This is a genomic window from Pseudomonas fluorescens (assembly GCF_018614775.1).
In the GTDB taxonomy this organism is placed as follows: domain Bacteria; phylum Pseudomonadota; class Gammaproteobacteria; order Pseudomonadales; family Pseudomonadaceae; genus Aquipseudomonas; species Aquipseudomonas fluorescens_BY.
Map to the genome: position 1 here is coordinate 1 of NZ_JAGGOF010000085.1, position 23,838 is coordinate 23,838.

Below are 23,838 nucleotides of genomic sequence, written 5' to 3' on the forward strand. Positions count from 1 at the left end.
CTGGAATTTGCCGTCAACACCTAATTTCAGCTTTATTCGGATTTCAACGTGATACGCGCGAAAGCCTTCTTGCCAGCCTGACACACATGAGTAGATCCCAGCTTATATATATAGGCGCGATCCACCACCTCACCATCTATACGCACACCACCCGAGCCCAGCAGGTCGCGCGCCACTGCTGCGTTCTTGACCAGACCTGCTTTATTAAGCACCGCCGCGATCGGCATATCCTCGGCAGCCGTCAGCTCGATCTCCGGCAGATCATCCGGCAACTCGCCATCCCTCATGCGGTTGCCCGCAGCGCGATGAGCATTGGCCGCAGCTTCTTCGCCATGGAAACGCGCAACGATTTCTTCAGCCAGCTTGATCTTGATGTCCCGCGGATTGGCGCCCGCCTCAACATCTGCGCGGAACGCATTGATCTCGTCCATGGAGCGAAAGCTCAGCAATTCGAAGTAACGCCACATCAATGAGTCCGGAATGGAGACCAGCTTGCCGTACATGACACCCGGCGCTTCCTGGATACCGACGTAGTTGCCCAACGACTTGGACATTTTCTTCACGCCATCGAGACCTTCCAGCAACGGCATCGTCAGGATGCACTGGGCTTCCTGGCCGTAACCGCGCTGCAGCTCACGCCCCATCAACAGGTTGAACTTCTGGTCCGTACCGCCCAATTCAACGTCGGCCCGCAACGCGACAGAGTCATACCCCTGCACAAGCGGATAGAGAAACTCATGAATGGCGATTGGCTGATTGGTGGTGTAGCGCTTGTCGAAGTCATCGCGCTCGAGCATTCGCGCCACGGTGTACTGGGAAGTCAGACGGATGAAATCCGCCGGCCCCATCTGATCCATCCAGGTGGAGTTGAACGCCACCTCGGTCTTTGCTGGATCAAGGATCTTGAACACCTGGGTCTTGTAGGTCTCGGCATTCTCGAGCACCTGCTCACGGGTCAGCGGCGGACGCGTAGCGCTCTTGCCACTCGGATCGCCGATCATCCCGGTGAAGTCGCCTATGAGAAAGATGACCTGGTGCCCCAGGTCCTGGAACTGGCGCAGCTTATTAATAAGCACGGTGTGCCCCAGGTGCAGATCAGGCGCCGTCGGGTCGAAACCGGCCTTGATACGCAGCGGCTGCCCGCGCTTGAGCTTTTCGATCAGCTCGGACTCGACCAACAGTTCTTCCGCACCACGTTTGATCAGCGCTAGCTGCTCTTCAACCGACTTCATAACAGACCCGCAAGGCTCAGATTCAAAGGGCCCCAACCATACAAGATCGCGCACCAAATACAAGGTTTGCCCGGCGCGCGGACACCAATCCGCAGGCAGAGCGTCCGCGGGCTTGCTTCGCAGGGGATTTGGTTATATTTTATACAGTTATTTCATCTTCATCATGTCATTCATCTTTTCCAATTCATCTTTTCAAAAGTCAAATTACCTATGACCACCGAACCGTCTAAAGCGCCACCGCTTTACCCGAAGACCCACCTGCTCGCTGCAAGTGGCATCGCCGCCCTCCTTAGTCTGGCGCTCCTGGTGTTCCCCTCCAGTGATGTGGAAGCCAAAAAGACGACGCTGAGCCTTGAACTGGAAAGCCCTGCTGAACAACTGACACAAGAACAAGACGCCACCGAAGCCGTCCAAGCCACAAACGAACCGGCTTCCTCGCCTTTTGCGCAGATTGAAAACAGCTCCGAAGACGCTACCGAGACGGCCGAGGCAGCCCTTCCTGCCGCCGGAGAAAAGAAAGGACCGGACCATCGCGAAGTGATTGTTGCCAAGGGCGACACCCTCTCCACCCTCTTCGAGAAAGTTGGCCTGCCTTCGACATCGGTCCACGAAATCCTGGCGAACGACAAGCAAGCCAAGCAGTTCACTCAACTACAGCGCGGCCAGAAACTCGAGTTCGAGCTCAATCCAGATGGCCAGCTGAACAATCTGCACACCCGATTGAGCGACCTGGAAAGCATCACCCTGACCAAGCATGACAAGGGCTATGTATTCAACCGCGTCACAGCCAAACCCACCGTTCGCTCGGCCTACGTTCATGGCGTGATCAACAGCTCATTGTCGCAGTCGGCAGCACGTGCCGGCTTATCCCATAGCCTGACCATGGACATGGCCAGCGTATTTGGCTACGACATCGACTTCGCCCAGGATATTCGCCAGGGCGATGAGTTCGACATCATCTATGAGCAGAAGGTGGTCAACGGCAAAAGCGTCGGCAATGGCCCGATTCTGTCCGCCCGCTTTACCAACCGCGGCAAGACCTACACTGCGGTGCGCTACACCAACAAACAAGGCAACAGCAGCTATTACACCGCCGACGGTAACAGCATGCGCAAGGCCTTCATCCGTACGCCGGTTGATTTCGCCCGTATCAGTTCCAAGTTCTCCGCTGGTCGCAAACACCCGATCCTGAACAAGATCCGCGCCCACAAAGGCGTCGACTATGCCGCTCCCCGTGGCACGCCCATCAAGGCTGCTGGCGACGGCAAAGTATTGTTGGCCGGACGCCGCGGCGGCTATGGCAATACCGTGATCATCCAGCACGGCAACACTTACCGCACGCTGTACGGCCACATGCAAGGCTTCGCCAAAGGCGTGAAGACCGGGGGCACCGTCAAGCAGGGCCAAGTGATCGGGTACATCGGCACCACTGGCCTGTCCACCGGCCCACACCTGCACTATGAATTCCAGGTCAATGGCGTTCACGTCGACCCGCTTGGGCAGAAGCTGCCGATGGCCGATCCGATCGCCAAATCCGAACGCGCCCGTTTCCTGGCTCAAAGCCAACCGCTGATGGCACGTATGGATCAAGAGAAAGCCACCCTGCTCGCCTCGAGCAAGCGCTGAATCATGGCGCTCTATATCGGCGTGATGTCCGGGACCAGCCTTGATGGCCTGGATATCGCGCTGATTGAACTGACCCCGACGATTAAACTGATCGCCACGCATTACATCCCCATGCCAGCGCTCCTGCGGGCTGAATTGCTCGACTTGTGCAGCAGCGGGCCCGATGAGATCGCCCGTTCGGCCATCGCCCAGCAAAACTGGGTACGATTGGCCGCCCAAGGCATCCACACCTTGCTCAACGAACAGGATCTCAAGCCCGAAGACATAACGGCGATTGGCAGCCATGGCCAGACGATTCGTCACGAGCCTGCTCGGGGCTTTACCGTGCAGATCGGCAATCCGGCACTGCTGAGTGAATTGACCGGCACCACCGTCGTCAGCGACTTCCGCAGCCGCGATGTCGCCGCTGGCGGCCAAGGCGCACCTCTGGTTCCCGCGTTTCACGAAGCGCTGTTTGAAGCACGAGCCGGCAAGCGCGCTGTGTTGAACGTCGGCGGCTTCAGCAATCTCAGCCTGATAGAGCCAGGAATTCCCGTAGCCGGTTTCGATTGCGGCCCAGGCAATGTGTTGCTCGATGCCTGGATACATCAGCAAAAGGGCGAACACTTTGATCGCGACGGCCAATGGGCAGCCAGTGGCAACGTCGAGCCAGCCTTGCTGAAGGCGCTGCTCAACGATCCTTTCTTTGTGACCAAGGGGCCTAAAAGTACCGGGCGTGAGGTCTTCAACTTGCCCTGGCTGACCCGGCACCTGTCGCACCTGCCGGCCTTCACGCCAGAGAACGTGCAGGCCACGCTGCTCGAACTGACCGCGGTGACCATCGTCGACTCACTGCGACACGCCCAGTCGCAGACCCAGGAACTGTTGGTCTGTGGGGGTGGTGCGCATAACCAGACACTCATGAAGCGCCTGGCCCATTTGCTGCCGGGTGCCAACGTCAGCAGTACGGCTGTGTATGGCGTAGATCCGGACTGGGTTGAAGCCATGGCTTTCGCCTGGCTGGCCCATTGCTGCCTTCAGGGCATCCCAGGGAATCGTCCAAGCGTGACTGGCGCCCGTGGCTTGCGCATGCTCGGCGCCATCTATCCCGCCTGAATCCAATAATCCCGAACAACAAAACGCCGCAGGACCGTAAGGCACTGCGGCGTTTTTATTGAAGCGATCAGATCGAGAACGAAGAGCCGCAACCGCAGGTCGTGGTGGCGTTAGGGTTCTTGATCACGAAACGCGACCCTTCCAGGCCTTCCTGATAATCCACCTCCGCACCTGCCAGGTATTGGAAGCTCATTGGGTCAACCACCAGACTGACCCCTTCGCGCTCAACGATGGTGTCGTCCTCGGCCACTTCCTCATCGAAAGTGAAACCGTACTGAAACCCAGAACAACCGCCGCCCGTTACGAACACGCGCAGCTTCAAACGATCATTGCCCTCTTCATCGACCAGGCTCTTTACCTTGTGCGCGGCACCGTGGGTAAATTGCAAAGCCGTGGGGGTGAAGGTTTCGACGCTCATGCTGAATATCTCCCGGCGTTGACGCCGCCATAATGCGTAATGGCAGGCATTATCCGCTTCTCCGACAAAATTGGTCAACTATTTGAGGAGCAGCGGCAAGCTACAAGTCATAAGCTGCAAGCTTGCAGCTTATGACGGCTGTTAAGGCAGCATCCCCGCATGGGACAACCCCAAACGCTCATCCAGCCCAAACAGAATGTTCATGTTCTGTACCGCCTGGCCGGACGCGCCCTTGACCAGGTTATCGATGACCGACAACACCACTACCAGGTCACCGTCCTGCGGCCGGTGCACGGCAATCCGGCAAACGTTCGCGCCGCGTACACTGCGGGTTTCCGGATGACTGCCGGCGGACATCACGTCGACGAACGGTTCGTTGGCATAGCGCTTTTCGAACAACGCCTGCAAGTCTACCGAGCGATCCACAACGGTGGCGTAAAGCGTCGAGTGGATGCCGCGAATCATCGGAGTCAGGTGCGGTACGAAGGTCAGGCCGACGTCCTTGCCCGCTGCACGACGCAACCCCTGGCGAATTTCCGGCAGGTGACGGTGACCTTTGACAGCGTAGGCCTTCATGCTTTCCGACGTCTCGGAATACAGCGAGCCGACGCTGGCACCGCGCCCGGCACCACTGACGCCGGATTTGCAGTCAGCGATCAGACGCGAAGCATCGGCAAGGCCCGCCTCGAGCAACGGCAGGAAGCCCAACTGCGTCGCCGTCGGATAGCAACCCGGCACCGCGATCAGTCGTGCCTGCTTGATTTTCTCGCGGTTGACTTCCGGTAGCCCATAAACGGCTTCGTCGAGCAGTTCCGGCGCGCCATGAGGCTGGCCGTACCACTTGGCCCATTCGTCTGCGTCCTGCAGGCGGAAGTCCGCCGACAGATCGATGACCTTGGTGCCAGCGGCCAGCAGCTCACCCGCCAGGGCATGGGCGACACCGTGAGGCGTGGCGAAGAACACCACGTCGCAGGCGCCGAGGGTCTTGATGTCCGGAACGCTGAAGGCCAGGCCATCGTAGTGGCCTCGCAGGTTCGGATACAGGTCGGCGACAGCCAGGCCAGCCTCGGATCGCGAAGTGATGACGACCACCTCAGCTTGCGGATGCTGTGCCAACAGACGCAGCAGTTCGACACCGGTGTAACCCGTGCCGCCGACGATACCGACCTTGACCATAGACCTGCCCTCAACGAACCCACTGGAAAGCCGTCGATGATAGGGGCCACGCGACGCGGCGACAACCGCCAAGATGACGTGGGGCGCCTCCTACCTCTACTATCGGGCTACCGTGAATCTGGGAATAACTCAAAATGCTCTATCTGTGGCTCAAAGCGCTTCACATCGTCAGCATGGTCTGCTGGTTCGCAGGGCTGTTCTACTTGCCTCGCCTGTTCGTCTATCACGCCCAAAGCGAAGACAGCGTGAGCAAGGAACGCTTCAGCGTGATGGAGCGCAAGCTGTATCGCGGCATCATGGGACCGGCGATGATTGCCACCCTGGTGTTCGGCATCTGGTTGCTCAGCCTCAACGCCGGTGCCTACTTCAGCCAAGGTGGCTGGATGCACGCCAAGCTGACGTTGGTCGCGCTGCTTATCGGCTATCACCATATGTGCGGCGCTCAGGTGAAACGCTTTGCCCGTGGCGAAAATACCCGCAGCCATGTCTTTTATCGCTGGTTCAATGAAGTACCGGTTCTGATATTGCTGGCTATTGTCATTCTGGTCGTGGTTCGGCCGTTCTAACCTCCAATCGGCATACTTATCCGGAGTACGTTCATGTCGCTGCCCGCTCTGCTTGAACAACGCCTGCGCCTGCCCGTCGTGGCGGCACCGATGTTCCTGATTTCCAATCCGCAACTGGTCCTGGCTTGTTGCCGCAACGGTATCGTCGGTAGTTTTCCGGCGCTGAACCAGCGCGAAAGCAGTGGTTTCAAGGCCTGGCTGGAGGAAATCGAAGCGGGCCTGAAGGGCTTGGAAAATCCGGCACCCTACGCCGTCAACCTGATCGTTCATCACAGCAATCCGCGACTTCAGGCCGACCAGGCCATCTGCATCGAACACAAGGTGCCGATTGTCATCACCAGCCTGGGCGCCGTGAAAGAGCTGGTAGACGCGGTCCACAGCTATGGCGGCCTGGTATTTCACGACGTGACCACCCGACGTCACGCCGAGAAAGCCGCCGAAGCCGGTGTCGATGGCCTGATCGCCGTAGCGGCCGGCGCAGGCGGTCACGCCGGGACCTGGAGCCCGTTCTCGCTGGTCGCCGAGATCCGTCAGTTCTTCGACAAGACCGTGCTGCTTGCGGGATGCCTGAACCACGGCCATCAGATTCTGGCCGCCCAATTGCTCGGTGCGGACCTGGCCTACTTCGGCACGCGCTTTATCGGTACTCGCGAAAGCGACGCGCCCGACGCTTATAAAGAGATGTTGCTCACATCCAGAGCCGCCGACATCGTGCATACTCCTGCGGTGTCAGGGGTGCCTGCCAGTTTCATGCGACAGAGCCTGGAAAACGCCGGCTTCGACCTTGCTGCCCTGCAAGGTAAAGGCGAGGTGGATTCTGGCTCGAAGCTCAAACCGCTGAACGATGAAGCCAAGGCCTGGAAAACCGTGTGGTCCGCGGGCCAGGGCGTGGGTGAGATCGATGATCTACCCAGCGTCGATCAACTGGTGGCACGCCTCGATGAAGAATACCGCCAGGCGCAAACCCGGGCGGCCCAGCTTGGCGGGCAATGGCCGCGCTGAACTGACCTGATCAATAAAAGCTGCATAACCATTAGAGACAAGGATGCCGGGCATGAGCGAAACCCGTTTCAACATCGTATTCGACGGAGCCCTGATGCCGGGCGTCGATACCACCACCGCCAAACTCAACCTTGCCGAGCTGTTCAAAAGCGATGTCAGTGCCATCGAGCGTCTGTTCAGTGGTCGCAAGGTCGCGCTTAAAAGCAATCTGTCCCAAAGCGAAGCGCAGAAGTACCTCGAAGCGCTCAACAAAAGCGGGATCGATGCCCGGATAGAGGCCGAACCTGCGCTTGAGTTGGATCTCGGTGAAGTGCACGAGTCGCCCCAACAAAGCGCACGCCATCCGGATTCAGGTATCGACCCTGTGTCTCCGTATGCGCCCCCCCGAGCCCACGTTGGAGAGAACCTCCCCGCCTACAGCACCCTCAAGCCCTTCAGCTTTGAAGGGCGTATCGGCCGCCTGCGGTACCTGGCCTGGACCATGGTCCTGACGTTGGCCATGTTGCCTGTCGTCGGTGTGGCCTTCTGGTTCGGCCTATCGTGGCTCTTCGACTCAAGCTCGTTGGCCGCAATGATCATCGGCGGGCTGGTGGGCGGAGTCGTCTTTCTCTGCTTCGCCTTTGTAAGCATCCAGTTCAGCGTCCAGCGCCTGCATGACATTGGTTGGTCCGGGTGGCTGTGGTTGCTCAACCTGGTACCGTTCGTAAACAGCGTCTTCCCCCTGGTGCTCCTCTGCACGCCCGGCAATGACGGTGCCAATCGCTATGGCCCGCCGCCGCCGCCCAACAGCAAGGCGGTCAAGGTTCTTTCCTGGCTATGGGTCGTCCTGATCGTTCTGATCATCGTCGGCGCAGTGGCGGGCGCTTTCAGCAGCCTTTCCGAGGATTACAACAGCGGCTCCCTGAGCAGCTACGAAAGCAGCGAGTCCAGCGACGATACCAGCGCAGAACCCGCCGCAGAGGCAGCCGAGCCCGCCCCACCTTCTGTAGACTATGAAGAGGAACAAGAGGAACAATAAGCGCGCTTCGTACCGGTGACAGCCCAGTCCACTGGCGGCGGGCTGTCGCGATGGAGAACTGCATGACCCGTTACGCTCTGATCACTGGCGCTTCCAGCGGCATTGGCCTTGCCATGGCCGAAGCGCTGGCCCGGCGCGGCCGCAACCTGATACTGGTGGCCCGGCAGCGCGATCAGCTGGAAGGTATCGCAATCGAACTGACCCAGCGCTTTGGGGTAGAAGTGCTGTTCCGGGCGTGTGACCTGGGAGAACCGCTGAGGCTTTCGGGTTTTCTGCTGGAACTGGAAGAAGGCGAGCGGCAGATCGATTTACTGATCAATTGCGCCGGCATAGGCACCTGCGGCCCGTTCCTGGGCCAGGACTGGATGACAGAGCAGGACCTGATCGAAGTCAACATCCTTGCCCTGACACGTCTCTGTCACGCGGTTGGTAACAGCATGGCACTGCAAGGGGGCGGCCAGATCCTGAATGTCGCATCGATCGCCGCGTTCCAACCCGGGCCCTGGATGAGCACTTATCACGCCAGCAAGGCCTATGTGCTGCACTTCTCCGAAGCCTTGCGGGTCGAGCTGAAGAAATGTGCGATCAAGGTCTCGGTGCTCTGCCCAGGCCCGACCCGGACCGGTTTTTTCGCCCGGGCGCAAATGGACGAACAAACACTCAGCCACAGTAAACGACTGATGAGTCCGGAAGAGGTTGCGCTATACGCAGTGCGCGCACTGGACCGGAACACCGCCATCATTATCCCGGGACGGCGTAACCGCTGGCTGGCCGCGCTGCCGCGACTGGGCTCGCGCTGGCTGGTCAGGACCCTCGCCGGCCGGTGCAATAAAACCCATTGCCCGCGCTGACAGCCTCGACGTAAAAACCCAGGCTCACCAATCGAGCCTTCAGTACACTCGACCTCGACTAACCCAATGGAGAAACAGCTGTGGATACTCTGTTTACCAAGATCATCAACCGGGAGATTCCGGCGAAGATCATTTACGAGGACGACCAGGTCCTGGCCTTCCATGACATCGCGCCGCAAGCACCGGTGCATTTCCTGGTCATCCCGAAAAAACCGATCCGCACCCTCAACGACCTGACCGAAGCAGACAAAGGCCTGGCCGGGCATATCCTGTTCACGGCCCAACGCCTGGCACTGGAACTGGGCTGCGAGGAAGGTTTCCGCGTGGTGATGAATTGCAATGAACTCGGTGGGCAGACTGTCTATCACATTCATATGCATGTGCTGGGGCAACGCCAGATGAACTGGCCGCCGGGTTGATAGCCCTGACCCAACGCAAATCTTCAGCGGCCGATTGGGGTAAACTGGCCGCTGTGATTTTACCCGGAGGTACGCATGACTACCCAACGTCATTACTCGCCGATTGACCGCCTGCTGCTGCAAGCCGATACCGCGATGCGCACGCTGTTGCCCTTCAGTGGCCAGCCGTATCGCCCGTCACCGGCTATCGTGCAGCCGGACGTGCAACTCAGTGACGAGCAGACCCGTCACGTGGCTGGCCTCATGCGAATCAACCACACTGGAGAAGTCTGCGCCCAGGCGCTGTACCAGGGCCAGGCGCTGACCGCGAAGCTGCCCCGGGTGCGCGAGGCCATGGAGCACGCCGCCGAAGAAGAAGTCGACCATCTGGCCTGGTGTGAACAACGCATCCGCCAGCTGGGCAGCCATACCAGCGTCCTGAATCCGCTGTTCTACGGCATGTCATTCGGGATTGGGGCCGTGGCCGGCCTGATCAGCGACAAAGTCAGCCTCGGCTTCGTTGCGGCGACCGAGCATCAAGTGTGCAAGCACCTGAATGACCATCTGGAGCAACTCCCGGCCGAGGATGAAAAGTCCCGGGCGATTCTGGAGCAGATGCGCGCGGATGAAGAACACCATGCCGAAAGTGCGCTCGAAGCCGGCGGCTTCCGCTTTCCGGCCCCGGTGAAATTTGGCATGAGCCTGCTGGCCAAAGTCATGACCAAGAGCACTTACCGGATCTGACGAAGCCGCTGACTTCGTGGTGAGAGAGCTTGCTCCTCCCTCGCCACGATGGATTCAGCGAGCCTCAAAGACGGAACCACGTGTCCATGTTGTAGACGCGATTCAACCCAACTCGATGATTTCATAATCGTGGGTAATCTCGACACCCGCGTCGCCAAGCATGATGGACGCCGAGCAGTATTTTTCGGCGGACAACTCGATGGCGCGCTTGACCTGGGCTTCCTTCAGGGCTCGCCCTTTCACCACGAAATGCATGTGGATCCTGGTGAACACTTTCGGATCTTCCGTGGCCCGCTCTGCTTCCAGGAAAGCTTCGCAGCTTTCGACAGCCTGGCGCGACTTCTTGAGAATGCTGACCACATCGAAGTTGCTGCACCCGCCTACGCCCAACAGGAGCATTTCCATCGGCCGAACGCCCAGGTTCCGACCACCAGCATCTGGCGGGCCGTCCATGACGACCACGTGACCACTGCCCGACTCACCGAGGAACATGGCTTCGCCAGCCCATTGGATGCGTGCCTTCATCGCCAAGACTCCACTGTCTAAAAAAGGGTCGCCAGCTTAGCACAGCCCTTTGCAATGGCTGCTTTTGCCTTACGTCGCCTGACAACTACGTATGTAGGTAAATTCTCGAATCAATTTGAAACGCCTCTGTTAAGCTGGCGCCACCTCGCTGGCTCATTGCCAGCTCTCAGCGATCGCCATCGCGCCATAAAAAAACCAACTCCACACCGCGCAGTTTTTCGGGACACAACCATGGTTGCCATTACTCCCACGTTGAAGATCAAGAACCTTGATAAGCTCTTGATGCATTGTCAGCGTCGCCGCTACCCAGCCAAGCACAACATCATTTGCGCGGGGGATCGTTCCGACACGCTGTTCTTCATCACCAAGGGATCGGTCACAATTCTGATCGAAGACGATGACGGTCGGGAAATGATCATCGCCTATCTCAATTCCGGGGATTTTTTCGGCGAGCTGGGGTTGTTCGAACAGGCAGGCAAGGAACAGCAACGCAGTGCCTGGGTGCGGACCAAGATCGAATGTGAAGTGGCGGAAATCAGCTATGCCAAATTCCGGGAACTGTCCCTGCAAGACCCGGACATTCTTTACGTCCTCAGCGGACAGATCGCACAGCGCCTGCGCAATACCACCCGCAAGGTCGGCGACCTGGCCTTTTTCGACGTGACCGGACGTGTTGCACGCTGTCTGCTGGAATTGTGCAAGCAGCCCGATGCGATGACCCACCCGGACGGCATGCAAATCAAGGTGACCCGCCAGGAAATCGGGCGGATCGTCGGCTGTTCCCGTGAGATGGTCGGGCGTGTGCTCAAGGACCTGGAAGAGCGCAACCTGGTCGACGTCAAGGGCAAGACCATGGTGGTGTACGGAACCCGTTAAGCCGGCAGCGCAATCAACAACTCTCGGTACAACGCATCGAGCCGTTCCAACGTATGAGGCGCCGTGAATTTTTCATGCAAGGCAATGTGGCTTCCGGCACGCACGCGCTGCTCCAGGCCACAGGCCTCATTGAAGCGATTGACCGCCGCTACCATGGATTCGCGCTCGTTCTCCAGCAGTAGCGCGCCATGAACCAGCCCCACCGGACGTTGGCCGCCTTTGCTCTGACGCCAGCGCTGGGCGGTGCCGACCATTTTCCGACCGTCGAGGTTGACGTTGAATCGACCGTCGCAAAAAGCCCCTTCCACCTCGCCCAGCGAAGCCACGCCGCCCAATTCATTCAGCAATTGGCAAATGGGCTCGCATAGCCGGCGATAGGCGGTTTCGATCCGCCCATGATCACCTTCGCTGCGCGGTGGTGCATAGACCAAGGCGATATTGACCGTAGCGGACGACTGCGGCACCGGTTCACCGCCGGTTTCACGCAGCAATACCGGCCAGCCATCGGCGGCCGATACCCCACTGGCGTGTTCGAACCCAGGCAGGCGACTCAAGCGGCGTGGCATCACCAACGCTCGGTCATTGGGCTGCCAGAACAACAGTCCGAATTCTGCATCGCCCGCGCAAACGCTGGCGAGCAGGTCCTGTTCGGCTTGCAGGCCGGCTTCGACGGTCAGGGAGATCACGGGCGACATGGGATCAGTCCAGTGTCGAACCGCTCACCGGGAGACCACGCTCTGGGAAGAACAGACGCTGCAGCTCGGTGCCTGGGCTTTCGGCGCGCATGAACGCTTCACCCACCAGGAACGAATACACATCGCTGACTTCCATCAGCTCGACATCGGCCCGGTTGAGGATGCCGCTTTCGGTGATGACCAGTCGATCGCGCGGGATGCGCGGCAGCAGGTCGAGGGTGGTTTCCAGGCTGACCTCAAACGTGTGCAGGTTGCGGTTGTTCACACCGACCAGTCTGGTATCGAGGGTTTTCAAGGCTCGCTCCAATTCGTCGCCGTCGTGGACTTCCACCAGCACGTCCAGGCCCACGCCTTTGGCGACGGCCGCCAGCTCGGCCATCTTCACATCATCCAGCGCGGAAACGATCAATAGCACGCAGTCGGCGCCCAGCGCACGCGCCTCGATGATCTGATAGGGGTCGATCATGAAATCCTTGCGGATCACCGGCAGCTTGCAGGCCGCCCGCGCCTGCTTCAGATACTCGTCGGCCCCTTGGAAAAAGTCGACGTCAGTCAGTACCGAGAGGCAGGTCGCGCCGCCCTTCTCGTAGCTCCTGGCGATGTCGGCCGGGACGAAGTGTTCACGAATCACGCCCTTGCTTGGGGAGGCCTTCTTGATTTCGGCAATCACCGCCGGCTGCTTCTTCTTGGCCTGATTGATCAGTGCCTGGGCGAAGCCCCGCGGCGCATCCGCTGAATGCGCCAGGCTCTCCAGCTCGGCGAGACTGACCCGGGCGCGGCGCTCGGCCACTTCTTCAGCCTTGCGAGCCAGAATATTTTCCAGAACCGTTGGCACGCTCATCCTTCATTCTCCACTTTGAATACAGCGGTAAATGCACCCAACTCTTCGAGCTTTTCCCTCGCCAGGCCGGTGTGCAACGCATCATGGGCCAGCTCCACGCCTTGCTTGAGGCTGCTGGCGTGATCCGCCGCGTACAACGCAGCGCCGGCATTGAGGACAATCATTTCGGCGGCTTTCTGGCCGTTCTCGGTCTTGCGGCGCCCCAAGGCATCGCGGATCAGCTCCAGGGATTGGGCCGGCCCATCGACCGCCAGGCCGTGCAAGCTCTGGCTCTTCATGCCCAGGTCCTCAGGTTCGACCCAATACTCGTTGATCTGATCATTTTTCAGTTCGGCCACGAACGTGGGGGCCGCCAGGCTGAACTCGTCCAGGCCATCCTTCGAATGGACCACCAGGACGTGCTTGCTGCCCAGGCGCTGCAGCACCTCAGCCAACGGCCGGCACAGCGCCTGACTGAACACACCGACCACCTGATGTCTGACGCCGGCCGGATTCGTAAGCGGGCCGAGCATATTGAACAGCGTGCGCAGGCCCAGGTCGCGACGAGGCGCCGCGGCGTGCTTCATGGCACTGTGGTGGGTCTGGGCAAACATGAAACCGATGCCCACATTATCGATGCAGCGTGCCACCTGGACCGGCGTCAGGTTCAGGTAGATGCCGGCCGCCTCAAGCAGGTCGGCGCTGCCGCTCTTGCCTGACACAGCGCGGTTGCCATGCTTGGCAACGGTGCAGCCGGCCGCCGCGACGACAAACGCCGAGGCGGTGGAAACGTTGAAGATATTGGCGCCGTCACCGCCGGTGCCCACCACATCAACCACGCCATCCAGGGTCTTGAGTTCGACCTTGTCGGCGAGTTCGCGCATGACCGATACGGCGCCGACGATCTCGTCGATGCTCTCGCTCTTCATGCGCATGGCCATCATGAACGCGCCGATCTGGGCATCCGAGCATTGTCCGGTCATGATTTCGCGCATCACGTCGCGCATCTCATCGGTGCTCAGGTCGAGATGGCCGACGATACGGCTCAGGGCTGTCTTGATATCCATGAAAAGTCCTTAGCGCGTGCCGCCGGATTGTTTAAGGAAGTTGGCGAACAGCTCGTGGCCCTGCTCGGTGAGAATAGACTCGGGATGAAATTGCACACCTTCGATATTTAACGTCTTGTGTCGCAGCCCCATGATTTCATCTACCGAACCGTCTTCAAGCTGGGTCCAGGCCGTCAGCTCCAGGCAGTCAGGCAAGGTTTCACGCTTGACGATCAGCGAGTGATAACGGGTGACGGTCAGCGGCCGATTGAGCCCTTCGAATACGCCCTTGTCCTCGTGGAATACCGGGCTAGTCTTACCGTGCATGACTTGTCGGGCGCGCACTACATCGCCACCGAATGCCTGGCCGATCGACTGATGCCCCAGGCAGACGCCGAGGATCGGCAGCTTGCCGGCAAAATACCTGATGGCCTCGAGGGAAATGCCCGCTTCGGTCGGCGTACACGGACCGGGAGAGACAACGATACGTTCAGGCTTGAGGGCCTCGATTTCGGCGATGGTCAATTCGTCGTTGCGCACGACCTTGACCTCGGAGCCCAGCTCGCCAAGGTACTGCACAACGTTGTAGGTAAAAGAGTCGTAGTTATCGATCATCAGCAACATGGTGTAAGCAACCTATTGAATTCACTGACTTTAAGTACAGCCTTCGGGGAGTGACCCGCGCGATGCTGCGCTTGGCAGGGTAGGTGATGCCCCGGCGAAGCGGCTTTCAAGCGGGTAAAGAAGGCAAATCGGTACAGGTCCGGCATGGCCGGCGGAGAATGTTCAGGCGCGCCAACGCCAGCGGGCGTGTGCCTTGATCATTTGATCCAGAAGTTTGCTGACAATCGACACAGGGGAAGTCTCGTTCATACGTCCCGGCACAGTAGCTTAGCTGGGCGGAGCACGCAATATGACGGACCCTGAAGGGCTTTGAAACAATCGCAGCGCTCCGGACAGATGGCAAAACGCCGGGAGTTTTTGGTACTGTCGTTTCGTTTTCAAACAACAATAAGATAAAAACGGACTTTCCCATGATCAAACAGAAGTTGTTCGTACCGATTGCCAGCTGTCTGCTGGCGATGGCCTGCGCCCAGGCGAGCGCCGCTCCCAACCCCTATTCCAAGTTCATTGTATTCGGCGACAGCCTCAACGACGCCGGCCAGTTTGCCGACCCGAACGGCCCGCCCGGCTCCACCGAGCGTTATACCAACCGCACCGGGCCGAACTATCACGGCGGCAGCGGGGAAAGCTATTCCGCCAACTCAACCCAATTGCTCGGTGGGCGCCTGGGTTATTCCGCTGACGAAACCGCTGCCTCCACCTCGGCGGTACGCGCCGACGCGGGCCTGGCTGACGGCAACAACTGGGCGGTGGGCGGTTATCGTACCGACCAGATCCTCGAATCGATTACCGGTGTATCCGACACTGGCGAGCGCAGCCGTCCCGGCTACCTGCAGTCCAATGGCCTGCGGGCCGACCCGAATGCGCTGTACTACCTTTCCGGCGGCGGCAACGATTTCCTTCAAGGCCGGGTACTGAACACTGCACAGGCGAACGCTGCCGCAGATCGTCTGGCTGACAGCGTCCAGGTGCTGCAAACGGCCGGTGCCCGCTATGTGATGGTCTGGCTGCTACCCGACCTGGGCCTGACCCCGGCACTCAACGGTGGCCCTCTGCAAGACACCTTTTCGCAACTGGGCAATCAGTTCAACCAACAGTTGATCACGCGACTGCAAGGCATCGACGCCGAAATCATTCCATTGAACATTCCACTTTTGCTGAAGGAAAGTTTCGCCGACCCGGCACGATTCGGCCTCGCTAGCGGCGAGAACCTCACCGCGACCTGCTTCAGTGGCAACGGCTGCACGGAAAACGCTACCTATGGCATCAACAGCGCCACCCCTGACCCCAGCAAACTGATCTACAACGACGCCGTCCACCCCACAGAGGCCGGGCAGAAGCTGATCGCCGATTACGCCTATTCCCTGCTCGCGGCGCCTTGGGAGCTGACGATGCTGCCGGAAATGGCTCATTCGCCCCTGCGCGCCCACCAGGATGAGTTGCGCAGCCAATGGCAATCGGATTGGGAGAACTGGCAGGCGGTCGGCCAGTGGCGAGCGATCGTTGCCGGTGGCGGCCAACATCTGGACGTTGACAGCCAAAGCAGCGGCGCCAGTGCCGACGGCAGCAGCTACAGCCTGAACGTAGGCGGCAGTTATCGCCTCAACGAAGCGTGGCGAGTCGGCGTGGCGGCGGGCCTCTACCGCCAGGACATGGACGCAGGCCATAACGATTCGAACTACAAACTCAACAGCTACCTGGCGACCGCTTTCGCCCAGTTCCAGCAGAACCGCTGGTGGGCCGACGCTGCACTGACCGGTGGCAAGCTCGACTACGACAGCCTGGAGCGCAAGTTCGACCTGGGCGTCAACGAAGCGCAGGAGAAAGGCGATACCGACGGTCATCTGTGGGCATTCAGCACCCGCGTGGGCTATGACATCGCCCAGCCAGGCAGTGAATGGCACCTGTCACCGTTTATCAGCGCCGACTATGCGAAGGTGGAAGTCGACGGTTATTCGGAGAAGAGCAATCGCTCCACCGCCCTGACTTTCGACGACCAGACCCGCGACTCGAAACGCCTGGGGATTGGCTTGCAGGGTAAATACAACTTCACCCGCCAGACCCAGGTGTTTGGCGAATATGCCCACGAACGTGAATATGAAGACGACACGCAGAAGGTGAATATCGCCCTCAACAGTCTGCCGGCCAACGACTTCACGCTTGAAGGCTACACGCCGCAGAGCCACCTGAACCGCCTGAGCCTGGGGGTCAGCCACAAGTTGACCAACGACCTGGCGCTGCGCGGCAGTTATACGTTGCGCAAGGATGATGACATGACCCAGCAAGGGGTAAGCCTGGGGGTCAGCCTGGATTTCTGATGGTTGGAAAATCCTGTGGGAGCGAGCCTGCTCGCGATGAGGCCAATCCAGTCAATATCGACATTGAATGGAAGACCGCTATCGCGAGCAGGCTCGCTTCCACATTGGTTGAGTGCCCCTCGCCACGGGTACTGAAGGGCTTCAGTCTCTCGGCGTCTGCTCGGCCAGCGCCACGGCGCGGAACATCGCCCGGCGCTTGTTCAGGGTTTCTTCCCATTCCAGAGCTGGCACCGAGTCGGCGACGATGCCGCCGCCAGCCTGCACGTGCAGCTCACCGTTCTTGATCACCGCCGTGCGGATGGCAATGGCGGTGTCCATGTTGCCGTTCCAGGCGAAATAACCCACCGCCCCGCCGTACACACCGCGCTTGACCGGCTCCAGTTCGTCGATGATCTCCATCGCACGGATTTTCGGCGCGCCGGACAAGGTGCCCGCCGGCAGGATTGCCCGCAAGGCGTCCATCGCCGTCAGCCCGGCTTTCAGTTGGCCGGTAACGTTGGAGACGATGTGCATCACGTTGGAATAGCGCTCGATGACCATCTTCTCGGTGAGTTTCACCGAACCGACCTCCGAAACCCGCCCGGTGTCATTGCGCCCCAGGTCGATCAACATCAAATGCTCGGCGATTTCCTTGGCGTCCGACAGCAAGTCCTCTTCCAGCGCACGGTCGGCTTCCTCGGTTGCACCACGAGGACGCGTACCAGCGATGGGCCGCACGGTGATCAGGTTGTCTTCGACCCGTACCAGCACTTCCGGCGAACTGCCCACCACATGGAAGTCGCCGAAATTGAAAAAGTACATGTAGGGCGTCGGATTGAAGCAACGCAGCGCCCGGTACAGGTCGATGGGCGCCGCCTTGAAGTCGATGGACATCCGTTGCGACGGCACGACCTGCATGCAGTCACCGGCCAGGATGTACTCCTTGATGGTATCGACGGCCCGTTCGTAGTCGTCCTGGGTGAAGCTTGAACGGAACACCGGGTCGGCCGCCGACTGTTTGCTGAAATCCAGGCCAGGGCGCGGGGTGATCGGCTGGCGGAGCTTTTCCAACAGCGCTTGCAGGCTTTTCTGACCTTGCTCGTAGGCATCTTCCCGGGACGGATCGGCCAGGACGATGGCGTGCATCTTGCCGGCGAGGTTGTCGAAGACGACGACGGCGTCGGACACCATCAGCAAAATGTCCGGCACGCCCAATGGATCGGGGTTCGGACAGGTACCGAGGCGCTTTTCCACATAGCGCACGCAGTCGTAGCCGAAGTAACCCACCAGGCCACCGTTGAAACGCGGCAGGCCGGGGATGGTCGGCACGTTGTAGCGGGCCTTGAAGGTTTCGACAAAGGCCAGCGGATCTTCGACTTCGAGGCTTTCGATCTCGACGCCATCATGGGTCACGCTGATGCGATGGTCGTGAACCCGCAATACCGTGCGGCACGGCAGGCCGATGATGGAATAACGGCCCCATTTCTCGCCACCCTGCACCGATTCGAGCAGATAAGAGTTGGGCTGGTCGGCCAGCTTGAGGTAGATCGACAGCGGAGTGTCGAAGTCGGCCAGGGTTTCGCAGGCAAGCGGGATGCGGTTGTAGCCGGCAGCGGCTAGACGCAGGAATTCTTCGCGGATCATGAGGGTGCCTCGTGGCATGAGGAGCTGACAGTCAGGTATGCAAACGCGCCGGATAACCGGCCAGGATCACGTCAGGCGCGCCAACGCCAGCGGGCCAGGGCCTTGATGACTTTCATCCAGAGTTTGCGAGTGACCACCACGATGGCGTTTCCAGAAGAGGATTGAACAGCGTCGGGCAACGTTATCTCAGCGGCCGGGTCCAGGCAACCGGGAATTAACAAGCGCAAATCGTCGATCACCAACGCAGGAAACTCTTCGGCGATGGGCCGGCCATGGTTGTAGCCATAACTCAGTGCCACGCATTTGACCCCCGCCGCTTTCGCCGCCAGTACATCGCTGCGCGAGTCGCCGACGAACAACGATTGGGAGGCCGGGATATTAGCCATCTTCATGACGAAAAACAGCGCAGCCGGGTCAGGCTTCTTCTGCGGCAAGGTATCCCCGCCGATGATCCAGCGGAAGTAGCGACCGATTTTCATCTGGTCCAGCAGCGGCGCGACGAAGCGTTCCGGCTTGTTGGTGATGAGCGCCATCTCCACGCCTTGCTTTTGCAGCCACTTGAGGGTCGAGCGCACGCCAGGGTAGACCACCGTCAACGAGTGATTGCCTTCATAGGCTTCGTTGAACAGTTCCAGCGCGCGCTCGGCCTCGGCTTCATCGACACCTTCGGCCTCGATGTCGTTGGCCAGGGCCCGGCGCACCAGCATGGGCGCGCCGTTGCCGACCCAATGGCGCACCGCGTCAAGGCCGGCCGGCGGACGCCCGAGCTTGAGCAACATGGTGTCCACCGCCGCTGCGAGGTCCGGGACCGAATCGACCAACGTACCATCGAGGTCGAACATCACCAGACGCGGCAGGCTGCCGGGGAACAGCTGCTCGAAACCGCTCATGGGCGTGCCAGGGCCAGTTCAGCGCGCATCTTTTCGATGACCTCTTTGTAGTCCGGTGCATTGAAGATGGCCGAGCCTGCAACGAACGTGTCGGCGCCGGCCGCGGCGATTTCGCGAATGTTGCTCACGTTCACGCCACCGTCGATTTCCAGGCGGATCTCACGCCCCGAGGCATCGATCAGCGCACGGGCTTCACGCAGCTTGTCGAGGGTGCCGGGGATGAATTTCTGTCCGCCGAAGCCCGGGTTGACGCTCATGAGCAGGATCATGTCGACCTTGTCCATCACGTACTTGAGCACGTCCAGCGGCGTTGCCGGGTTGAACACCAGGCCGGCCTTGCAACCGCCTTCGCGGATCAATTGCAGGGAACGGTCGATGTGCTGCGTGGCTTCCGGGTGGAAGGTGATGTAGGTGGCACCGGCCTCGATGAAGTCGCCGACGATGCGGTCCACCGGGCTGACCATCAGGTGCGCGTCAATGGGCGCGGTGACGCCATACTTGCGCAGCGCCGCGCAGACCATCGGGCCGATGGTCAGGTTGGGCACGTAGTGATTGTCCATGACATCGAAGTGGACGATGTCGGCCCCAGCGGCCAGAACGTTGTCCACTTCCTCGCCCAGGCGGGCAAAATCGGCGGAGAGGATCGACGGAGCAATAGCGAAGGGCTGCATGACGCACCTGTTTTGAGCGAAATCACGATGGCGCGCATTGTATACCGCAAGCTTTGACGCGCCCACCGCGACCGTCGATCAATACGCCGCGCGATAGATCTTCTCGATGTCCGCGGCGCTGAGTTTGCGCGGGTTGTTGCGCATCAGCCGCTCGATCCCGGCAGCTTCCACGGCCATGGACGGGATCACGTCCTCGGTCACGCCCAGGCCACTCATGCCACGGGGAATTTCCACCGCCGCACACAGCGCAACCATGGCTTCCACGGCCTCGTCGGCCGCTTCGAGATCGCTCAGGTGGGCAGTCTTGATGCCCATGGCCTCGGCAATGTCACGCATGCGCTCGACGCAGGCCATCTTGTTCCACGCCATGACGTACGGCAGCAACAGCGCATTGGCAACACCGTGGGAGATGTGAAAACGCCCGCCCAGCGGATAGGCCAGCGCATGCACGGCGCCGACCCCGGCATTGCCGAAGGCCATGCCGGCCATCAGGCTGGCAGTGGCCATGTCCTCGCGGGCTTGCAGGTGCACGGGGTTGGCGTAGGCCTTGGGCAAGGCGCGGGTGATCAGTTTGACGGCGCCAATGGCCAGGGCGTCGGTGATCGGCGACGCATTGAGCGACAGGTAGGCCTCGATGGCATGCACCAGCGCATCGACACCGCTGGACGCCGTGACGCTGGGAGGGCACGTGAGGGTCATTTGCGGACTGACCAGCGCCACGTCCGGCAGCAGGAAATCACTGACGATGCCTTTCTTCAGTTGGGCGGCCTTGTCGGAGAGGATCGCCACGTTGGTGACTTCCGACCCCGTCCCGGCCGTGGTCGGAATGGCGATCATCGGCGGACCTTTGCGCGGTACCTGATCGACCCCGAACATATCCTGCAATTCACCGTGGTAACCGGCGTAGACGCCCACGCACTTGGCGATGTCGATGGCGCTGCCGCCGCCCAGGCCGATCAGGCCGTCATGACCACCGGCGCGATAGGCCTGCATGCAATCCTCGACGATGGCGATTTCCGGGTCCGGCAGGACCCGGTCGAAAATCTCGTAGTCGCGCCCACCCAAGTGCTGCAGGGCCAGCTCCACCGTGCCAGACTTGACCAGTGCGGCATCGGTCACGATCAGCGGATTATCGACATCCAGCCGCGTCAGCTCGGCTGCCAGCTGCTCGATGGCAGCGGCGCCGGTGATCAGTTTGTGGGCGATCTTGAATGAGGAAAGACTCATGTGCGCGGCCTCTTGTTCGAGTATGGCTGGCACAAGAATAGCTCGGTATTGGGGGTTGTCTGCCATTCAGCTCGTGAATGCGACCAGCAACGGATCTGTGGGAGCGAGCCTGCTCGCGATGGCGGTGGCACATTCACCATGGATGTGTCAGACAGACCGCTGTCGCGAGCAGGCTCGCTCCCACATGGGCCGATTTGCGACCTTACACTTGGGTGGTACGCAGTTTCTCGCTGCGCCCACGCAGCCACTCCAGCGTCAGCAGCAGGATCACCGAGAAGGCGATCAGCAGCGTCGCCGCAGCCGCAATCGTGGGGCTGAGGTTTTCGCGGATGCCGCTGAACATCTGTCGCGGCAGGGTGGCCTGCTCGGGACCGGCGAGGAACAGGGTCACCACCACTTCATCGAACGATGTCGCGAAGGCGAACAGCGCACCGGAGATCACGCCCGGGGCGATCAACGGCAGGGTTACCCGACGAAACGCGGTCAATGGCGAAGCCCCCAGGCTGGCCGCAGCCCGGACCAGGTTGTGGTTGAAACCCTGCAACGTCGCCGACACCGTGATGATGACAAACGGCACGCCAAGCACGGCGTGGACCACGATCAGCGAGACGAAACTGTTGCCCATCCCCAGCGGCGCGAAGAAGAGGTAGCTGGCGACACCGATGATCACCACCGGCACCACCATCGGTGAAATCACCAGGGCCATCACCAGGGCCTTGCCCGGGAAATCACCGCGGGTCAGGCCGATTGCCGCCAGCGTGCCGAAGACCATCGCCAGGAATGTCGCCGCCGGCGCCACGATGATGCTGTTCTTCAGCGCCCGCATCCATTCAGCCGAGGCGAAGAAATCGTGGTACCACTGCAGCGAAAAGCCTTGCAGCGGGTAGACCAGGAAACTGCCGGAATTGAACGACAGTGGAATGATCACCAGCACCGGCAGGATCAGGAACAGCAGGATCAGCCCGCAGAGTGTGCGCAAGCAGTAGAACCACACCCGTTCGACGGGGGACATGTAAGGACTCACCATTTTCAATCTCCCCTTAGCTCAGGCGCAGGCGACTGGCGCCCACCAGCCAGCTGTAAATCAGATAAAGCACGATGGTCGCCAGCAACAGCAGCCCGCCGAGCGCCGTGGCCATGCCCCAGTTGATGCTGGTGTTGGTGTAGAACGCGACGAAGTAGCTGACCATCTGGTCGTTCGGGCTGCCCAGCAGCGCCGGGGTGATGTAGTAGCCGATGGCGAGGATGAACACCAACAGGCAACCGGCACCGACACCGGCATAGGTCTGCGGGAAGTACACCCGCCAGAAACTGGCGAACGGATGGCAGCCCAGGGAAATCGCCGCCCGCATGTAGGTGGGCGAGATGCCCTTCATCACGCTGTAGATCGGCAGGATCATGAACGGCAGCAGAATGTGGACCATGGAGATGTAGACACCCGTGCGGTTGAACACCAGCTCCAGGGGTTTATCGATGATGCCCATGGCCATCAGGCCGCTGTTGATCAGCCCACCCGACTGCAGCAGCACGATCCACGCTGCCACCCGCACCAGGATCGAGGTCCAGAACGGCAGCAGCACCAGAATCATCAACAGGTTGCTCTGACGCGATGGCAGGTTCGCCAGCAGGTAGGCCAGTGGATAGGCCAGCACCAGGCAGATCGCGGTGATGATCAAGCCCATCCAGAAGGTACGGGCGAAGATATCGAGGTAGATCGCCTGGTCCGGGGTGGCCGGGGCCAGTTCGCCGAGGTCGTCGATGCGGTGATCGACGGCCGCCAGCAGGTAATAGGGGGTGACGTTGCTGGTGTTACGACGGATCACCTGCCAGTACGCCGGGTCGCCCCAGCGTTCGTCGAGGTTTTCCAAGGCTTCTTTATACGAGGTCGGCTCGGTGGCAAACGGCAACGCACGAGCCGTCTTGGTCAGCAGGCTGCGATAGCCGGCCGATTCCATGTTCAGGCGCTTGGACAAGTCACCCAGGGTCTGATTCTTGCGGGCCTCGGCCAGGTCTTCGCTGGCGGCCTTGTACACTGGCTCGCCCGGCAAACCACGTCCGTCCCACGCGGCTACCGCCACGACCGTGCGCGGCATGGCGCCGACCACTTCCGGGTTGTTGACGCTTTTGAACAGCAGCGCCACGATCGGCACGAGGAACACCAGTAACAGAAACAACACCAGTGGCGCGATCAAGGCCTGGGCCTTCCAGCGGTTGACCCGCTCGGCGCGCTTGAGCCGTTGCTTCAGGGTGGGGCTGGTGCCCGCGTTCAGTGGAACGGCGATGGCCATGGCGAACTCCGCAAATCTTTTTTTTATCGTTACAGAGACGGCGTACCGTCTCTGTTCTTTTGAAACACCCGAGACTGTGGAGACTGTGCATCCTGTGGGAGCGAGCCTG

General features: G+C 60.3%; 24 protein-coding genes. 10 read left to right on the forward strand and 14 right to left on the reverse strand.

Going from position 1 to position 23,838, the window contains the following annotated elements; all coding sequences use genetic code 11:
- Nucleotides 1-32: 32 nt before the first annotated feature.
- Nucleotides 33-1,232: a tyrosine--tRNA ligase gene (tyrS, locus tag J7E36_RS20030; RefSeq protein WP_215006784.1), complete on the reverse strand. Its 1,200-nt coding sequence runs from the start codon at nucleotides 1,230-1,232 to the stop codon at nucleotides 33-35.
- A 210-nt stretch (nucleotides 1,233-1,442) separates the two neighbouring features.
- Between tyrS and J7E36_RS20035 the strand changes: the two genes are divergently transcribed.
- Nucleotides 1,443-2,858, forward strand: a complete 1,416-nt coding sequence (locus J7E36_RS20035; protein ID WP_215006850.1) for a peptidoglycan DD-metalloendopeptidase family protein — start codon at nucleotides 1,443-1,445, stop codon at nucleotides 2,856-2,858.
- Nucleotides 2,859-2,861: 3 nt separating this feature from the next.
- Nucleotides 2,862-3,953, forward strand: coding sequence for an anhydro-N-acetylmuramic acid kinase (locus J7E36_RS20040; protein ID WP_215006786.1), 1,092 nt, complete (start codon nucleotides 2,862-2,864; stop codon nucleotides 3,951-3,953).
- 67 nt (nucleotides 3,954-4,020) lie between these two features.
- On the opposite strand, the gene erpA is transcribed toward J7E36_RS20040, so the two are convergent.
- On the reverse strand, nucleotides 4,021-4,371 hold the full coding sequence (gene erpA, locus J7E36_RS20045; RefSeq protein WP_003177727.1) for an iron-sulfur cluster insertion protein ErpA: 351 nt from the start codon (nucleotides 4,369-4,371) through the stop codon (nucleotides 4,021-4,023).
- A gap of 141 nt (nucleotides 4,372-4,512) precedes the next feature.
- Nucleotides 4,513-5,547, reverse strand: coding sequence for an N-acetyl-gamma-glutamyl-phosphate reductase (gene argC / locus J7E36_RS20050; RefSeq protein WP_215006788.1), 1,035 nt, complete (start codon nucleotides 5,545-5,547; stop codon nucleotides 4,513-4,515).
- Nucleotides 5,548-5,681: 134 nt separating this feature from the next.
- Between argC and hemJ the strand changes: the two genes are divergently transcribed.
- The 6 genes from hemJ to coq7 all read left to right on the forward strand — a co-directional run bounded on the left by hemJ (nucleotide 5,682) and on the right by coq7 (nucleotide 10,126).
- Nucleotides 5,682-6,113: a protoporphyrinogen oxidase HemJ gene (gene hemJ, locus J7E36_RS20055; RefSeq protein WP_215006790.1), complete on the forward strand. Its 432-nt coding sequence runs from the start codon at nucleotides 5,682-5,684 to the stop codon at nucleotides 6,111-6,113.
- A gap of 33 nt (nucleotides 6,114-6,146) precedes the next feature.
- Nucleotides 6,147-7,115 (forward strand): NAD(P)H-dependent flavin oxidoreductase, encoded by a 969-nt coding sequence (locus J7E36_RS20060; protein WP_215006791.1) that lies wholly within the window; start codon nucleotides 6,147-6,149, stop codon nucleotides 7,113-7,115.
- A gap of 52 nt (nucleotides 7,116-7,167) precedes the next feature.
- Nucleotides 7,168-8,133: a DUF805 domain-containing protein gene (locus J7E36_RS20065; RefSeq protein ID WP_215006793.1), complete on the forward strand. Its 966-nt coding sequence runs from the start codon at nucleotides 7,168-7,170 to the stop codon at nucleotides 8,131-8,133.
- A 62-nt stretch (nucleotides 8,134-8,195) separates the two neighbouring features.
- The gene (locus J7E36_RS20070) at nucleotides 8,196-8,984 is read left to right on the forward strand and encodes an SDR family NAD(P)-dependent oxidoreductase (RefSeq protein ID WP_215006795.1); all 789 of its coding nucleotides are present in this window, start codon (nucleotides 8,196-8,198) and stop codon (nucleotides 8,982-8,984) included.
- A gap of 80 nt (nucleotides 8,985-9,064) precedes the next feature.
- Nucleotides 9,065-9,403, forward strand: coding sequence for a histidine triad nucleotide-binding protein (locus J7E36_RS20075; protein ID WP_042730270.1), 339 nt, complete (start codon nucleotides 9,065-9,067; stop codon nucleotides 9,401-9,403).
- A gap of 75 nt (nucleotides 9,404-9,478) precedes the next feature.
- On the forward strand, nucleotides 9,479-10,126 hold the full coding sequence (gene coq7, locus J7E36_RS20080) for a 2-polyprenyl-3-methyl-6-methoxy-1,4-benzoquinone monooxygenase (RefSeq protein WP_215006797.1): 648 nt from the start codon (nucleotides 9,479-9,481) through the stop codon (nucleotides 10,124-10,126).
- 102 nt (nucleotides 10,127-10,228) lie between these two features.
- Here coq7 and J7E36_RS20085 read toward each other — a convergent pair whose 3' ends face one another.
- Entirely contained in the window at nucleotides 10,229-10,651 is a 423-nt protein-coding gene (locus tag J7E36_RS20085; protein ID WP_215006800.1) for an OsmC family protein, read from the reverse strand.
- A 231-nt stretch (nucleotides 10,652-10,882) separates the two neighbouring features.
- Between J7E36_RS20085 and crp the strand changes: the two genes are divergently transcribed.
- Complete coding sequence (gene crp, locus J7E36_RS20090) at nucleotides 10,883-11,527, forward strand: cAMP-activated global transcriptional regulator CRP (protein WP_215006816.1); 645 nt, start codon at nucleotides 10,883-10,885, stop codon at nucleotides 11,525-11,527.
- Here the strand turns inward: crp and J7E36_RS20095 are convergent.
- Genes J7E36_RS20095 through J7E36_RS20110 form a run of 4 tightly spaced genes read right to left on the reverse strand, consistent with a single transcriptional unit; the run spans nucleotide 11,524 to nucleotide 14,712 of the window.
- Complete coding sequence (locus J7E36_RS20095) at nucleotides 11,524-12,222, reverse strand: lipoate--protein ligase family protein (protein WP_215006819.1); 699 nt, start codon at nucleotides 12,220-12,222, stop codon at nucleotides 11,524-11,526. The two genes, crp and J7E36_RS20095, sit on opposite strands and share 4 nt — an antisense overlap.
- 4 nt (nucleotides 12,223-12,226) lie before the next feature.
- Entirely contained in the window at nucleotides 12,227-13,063 is an 837-nt protein-coding gene (trpC, locus tag J7E36_RS20100) for an indole-3-glycerol phosphate synthase TrpC (protein WP_215006822.1), read from the reverse strand.
- Nucleotides 13,060-14,109, reverse strand: coding sequence for an anthranilate phosphoribosyltransferase (trpD, locus tag J7E36_RS20105; RefSeq protein ID WP_215006825.1), 1,050 nt, complete (start codon nucleotides 14,107-14,109; stop codon nucleotides 13,060-13,062). The genes trpC and trpD overlap by 4 nt, the downstream gene beginning before the upstream one ends.
- A gap of 9 nt (nucleotides 14,110-14,118) precedes the next feature.
- The gene (locus J7E36_RS20110; RefSeq protein WP_215006828.1) at nucleotides 14,119-14,712 is read right to left on the reverse strand and encodes an aminodeoxychorismate/anthranilate synthase component II; all 594 of its coding nucleotides are present in this window, start codon (nucleotides 14,710-14,712) and stop codon (nucleotides 14,119-14,121) included.
- A gap of 410 nt (nucleotides 14,713-15,122) precedes the next feature.
- Between J7E36_RS20110 and estP the strand changes: the two genes are divergently transcribed.
- Nucleotides 15,123-17,030 (forward strand): esterase EstP, encoded by a 1,908-nt coding sequence (gene estP / locus J7E36_RS20115; RefSeq protein WP_215006831.1) that lies wholly within the window; start codon nucleotides 15,123-15,125, stop codon nucleotides 17,028-17,030.
- Nucleotides 17,031-17,171: 141 nt separating this feature from the next.
- Here estP and trpE read toward each other — a convergent pair whose 3' ends face one another.
- The 6 genes from trpE to J7E36_RS20145 all read right to left on the reverse strand — a co-directional run bounded on the left by trpE (nucleotide 17,172) and on the right by J7E36_RS20145 (nucleotide 23,729).
- Nucleotides 17,172-18,653 carry an anthranilate synthase component I gene (trpE, locus tag J7E36_RS20120; RefSeq protein WP_215006834.1) on the reverse strand — a complete coding sequence of 494 codons (1,482 nt, stop codon included), beginning with the start codon at nucleotides 18,651-18,653 and terminating at the stop codon, nucleotides 17,172-17,174.
- Between the two features lie 71 nt (nucleotides 18,654-18,724).
- Nucleotides 18,725-19,543: a phosphoglycolate phosphatase gene (locus J7E36_RS20125; RefSeq protein ID WP_215006837.1), complete on the reverse strand. Its 819-nt coding sequence runs from the start codon at nucleotides 19,541-19,543 to the stop codon at nucleotides 18,725-18,727.
- Nucleotides 19,540-20,214 (reverse strand): ribulose-phosphate 3-epimerase, encoded by a 675-nt coding sequence (rpe, locus tag J7E36_RS20130; protein WP_215006840.1) that lies wholly within the window; start codon nucleotides 20,212-20,214, stop codon nucleotides 19,540-19,542. Before rpe ends, J7E36_RS20125 begins: the two co-directional genes overlap by 4 nt.
- 78 nt (nucleotides 20,215-20,292) lie before the next feature.
- Nucleotides 20,293-21,441: an iron-containing alcohol dehydrogenase gene (locus tag J7E36_RS20135; protein ID WP_215006841.1), complete on the reverse strand. Its 1,149-nt coding sequence runs from the start codon at nucleotides 21,439-21,441 to the stop codon at nucleotides 20,293-20,295.
- A 202-nt stretch (nucleotides 21,442-21,643) separates the two neighbouring features.
- Entirely contained in the window at nucleotides 21,644-22,468 is an 825-nt protein-coding gene (locus tag J7E36_RS20140) for an ABC transporter permease (RefSeq protein ID WP_215006844.1), read from the reverse strand.
- A 13-nt stretch (nucleotides 22,469-22,481) separates the two neighbouring features.
- Complete coding sequence (locus tag J7E36_RS20145) at nucleotides 22,482-23,729, reverse strand: ABC transporter permease (protein ID WP_215006847.1); 1,248 nt, start codon at nucleotides 23,727-23,729, stop codon at nucleotides 22,482-22,484.
- Nucleotides 23,730-23,838: the final 109 nt, after the last annotated feature.

Bases quoted from the DNA above. Each gene is read 5' to 3' on its own strand.
- tyrS (WP_215006784.1), bottom strand. From the start codon at position 1,232: ATGAAGTCGGTTGAAGAGCAGCTAGCGCTGATCAAACGTGGTGCGGAA.
- J7E36_RS20035 (WP_215006850.1), top strand. From the start codon at position 1,443: ATGACCACCGAACCGTCTAAAGCGCCACCGCTTTACCCGAAGACCCAC.
- J7E36_RS20040 (WP_215006786.1), top strand. From the start codon at position 2,862: ATGGCGCTCTATATCGGCGTGATGTCCGGGACCAGCCTTGATGGCCTG.
- erpA (WP_003177727.1), bottom strand. From the start codon at position 4,371: ATGAGCGTCGAAACCTTCACCCCCACGGCTTTGCAATTTACCCACGGT.
- argC (WP_215006788.1), bottom strand. From the start codon at position 5,547: ATGGTCAAGGTCGGTATCGTCGGCGGCACGGGTTACACCGGTGTCGAA.
- hemJ (WP_215006790.1), top strand. From the start codon at position 5,682: ATGCTCTATCTGTGGCTCAAAGCGCTTCACATCGTCAGCATGGTCTGC.
- J7E36_RS20060 (WP_215006791.1), top strand. From the start codon at position 6,147: ATGTCGCTGCCCGCTCTGCTTGAACAACGCCTGCGCCTGCCCGTCGTG.
- J7E36_RS20065 (WP_215006793.1), top strand. From the start codon at position 7,168: ATGAGCGAAACCCGTTTCAACATCGTATTCGACGGAGCCCTGATGCCG.
- J7E36_RS20070 (WP_215006795.1), top strand. From the start codon at position 8,196: ATGACCCGTTACGCTCTGATCACTGGCGCTTCCAGCGGCATTGGCCTT.
- coq7 (WP_215006797.1), top strand. From the start codon at position 9,479: ATGACTACCCAACGTCATTACTCGCCGATTGACCGCCTGCTGCTGCAA.
- J7E36_RS20085 (WP_215006800.1), bottom strand. From the start codon at position 10,651: ATGAAGGCACGCATCCAATGGGCTGGCGAAGCCATGTTCCTCGGTGAG.
- crp (WP_215006816.1), top strand. From the start codon at position 10,883: ATGGTTGCCATTACTCCCACGTTGAAGATCAAGAACCTTGATAAGCTC.
- J7E36_RS20095 (WP_215006819.1), bottom strand. From the start codon at position 12,222: ATGTCGCCCGTGATCTCCCTGACCGTCGAAGCCGGCCTGCAAGCCGAA.
- trpC (WP_215006822.1), bottom strand. From the start codon at position 13,063: ATGAGCGTGCCAACGGTTCTGGAAAATATTCTGGCTCGCAAGGCTGAA.
- trpD (WP_215006825.1), bottom strand. From the start codon at position 14,109: ATGGATATCAAGACAGCCCTGAGCCGTATCGTCGGCCATCTCGACCTG.
- J7E36_RS20110 (WP_215006828.1), bottom strand. From the start codon at position 14,712: ATGTTGCTGATGATCGATAACTACGACTCTTTTACCTACAACGTTGTG.
- estP (WP_215006831.1), top strand. From the start codon at position 15,123: ATGATCAAACAGAAGTTGTTCGTACCGATTGCCAGCTGTCTGCTGGCG.
- trpE (WP_215006834.1), bottom strand. From the start codon at position 18,653: ATGATCCGCGAAGAATTCCTGCGTCTAGCCGCTGCCGGCTACAACCGC.
- J7E36_RS20125 (WP_215006837.1), bottom strand. From the start codon at position 19,543: ATGAGCGGTTTCGAGCAGCTGTTCCCCGGCAGCCTGCCGCGTCTGGTG.
- rpe (WP_215006840.1), bottom strand. From the start codon at position 20,214: ATGCAGCCCTTCGCTATTGCTCCGTCGATCCTCTCCGCCGATTTTGCC.
- J7E36_RS20135 (WP_215006841.1), bottom strand. From the start codon at position 21,441: ATGAGTCTTTCCTCATTCAAGATCGCCCACAAACTGATCACCGGCGCC.
- J7E36_RS20140 (WP_215006844.1), bottom strand. From the start codon at position 22,468: ATGGTGAGTCCTTACATGTCCCCCGTCGAACGGGTGTGGTTCTACTGC.
- J7E36_RS20145 (WP_215006847.1), bottom strand. From the start codon at position 23,729: ATGGCCATCGCCGTTCCACTGAACGCGGGCACCAGCCCCACCCTGAAG.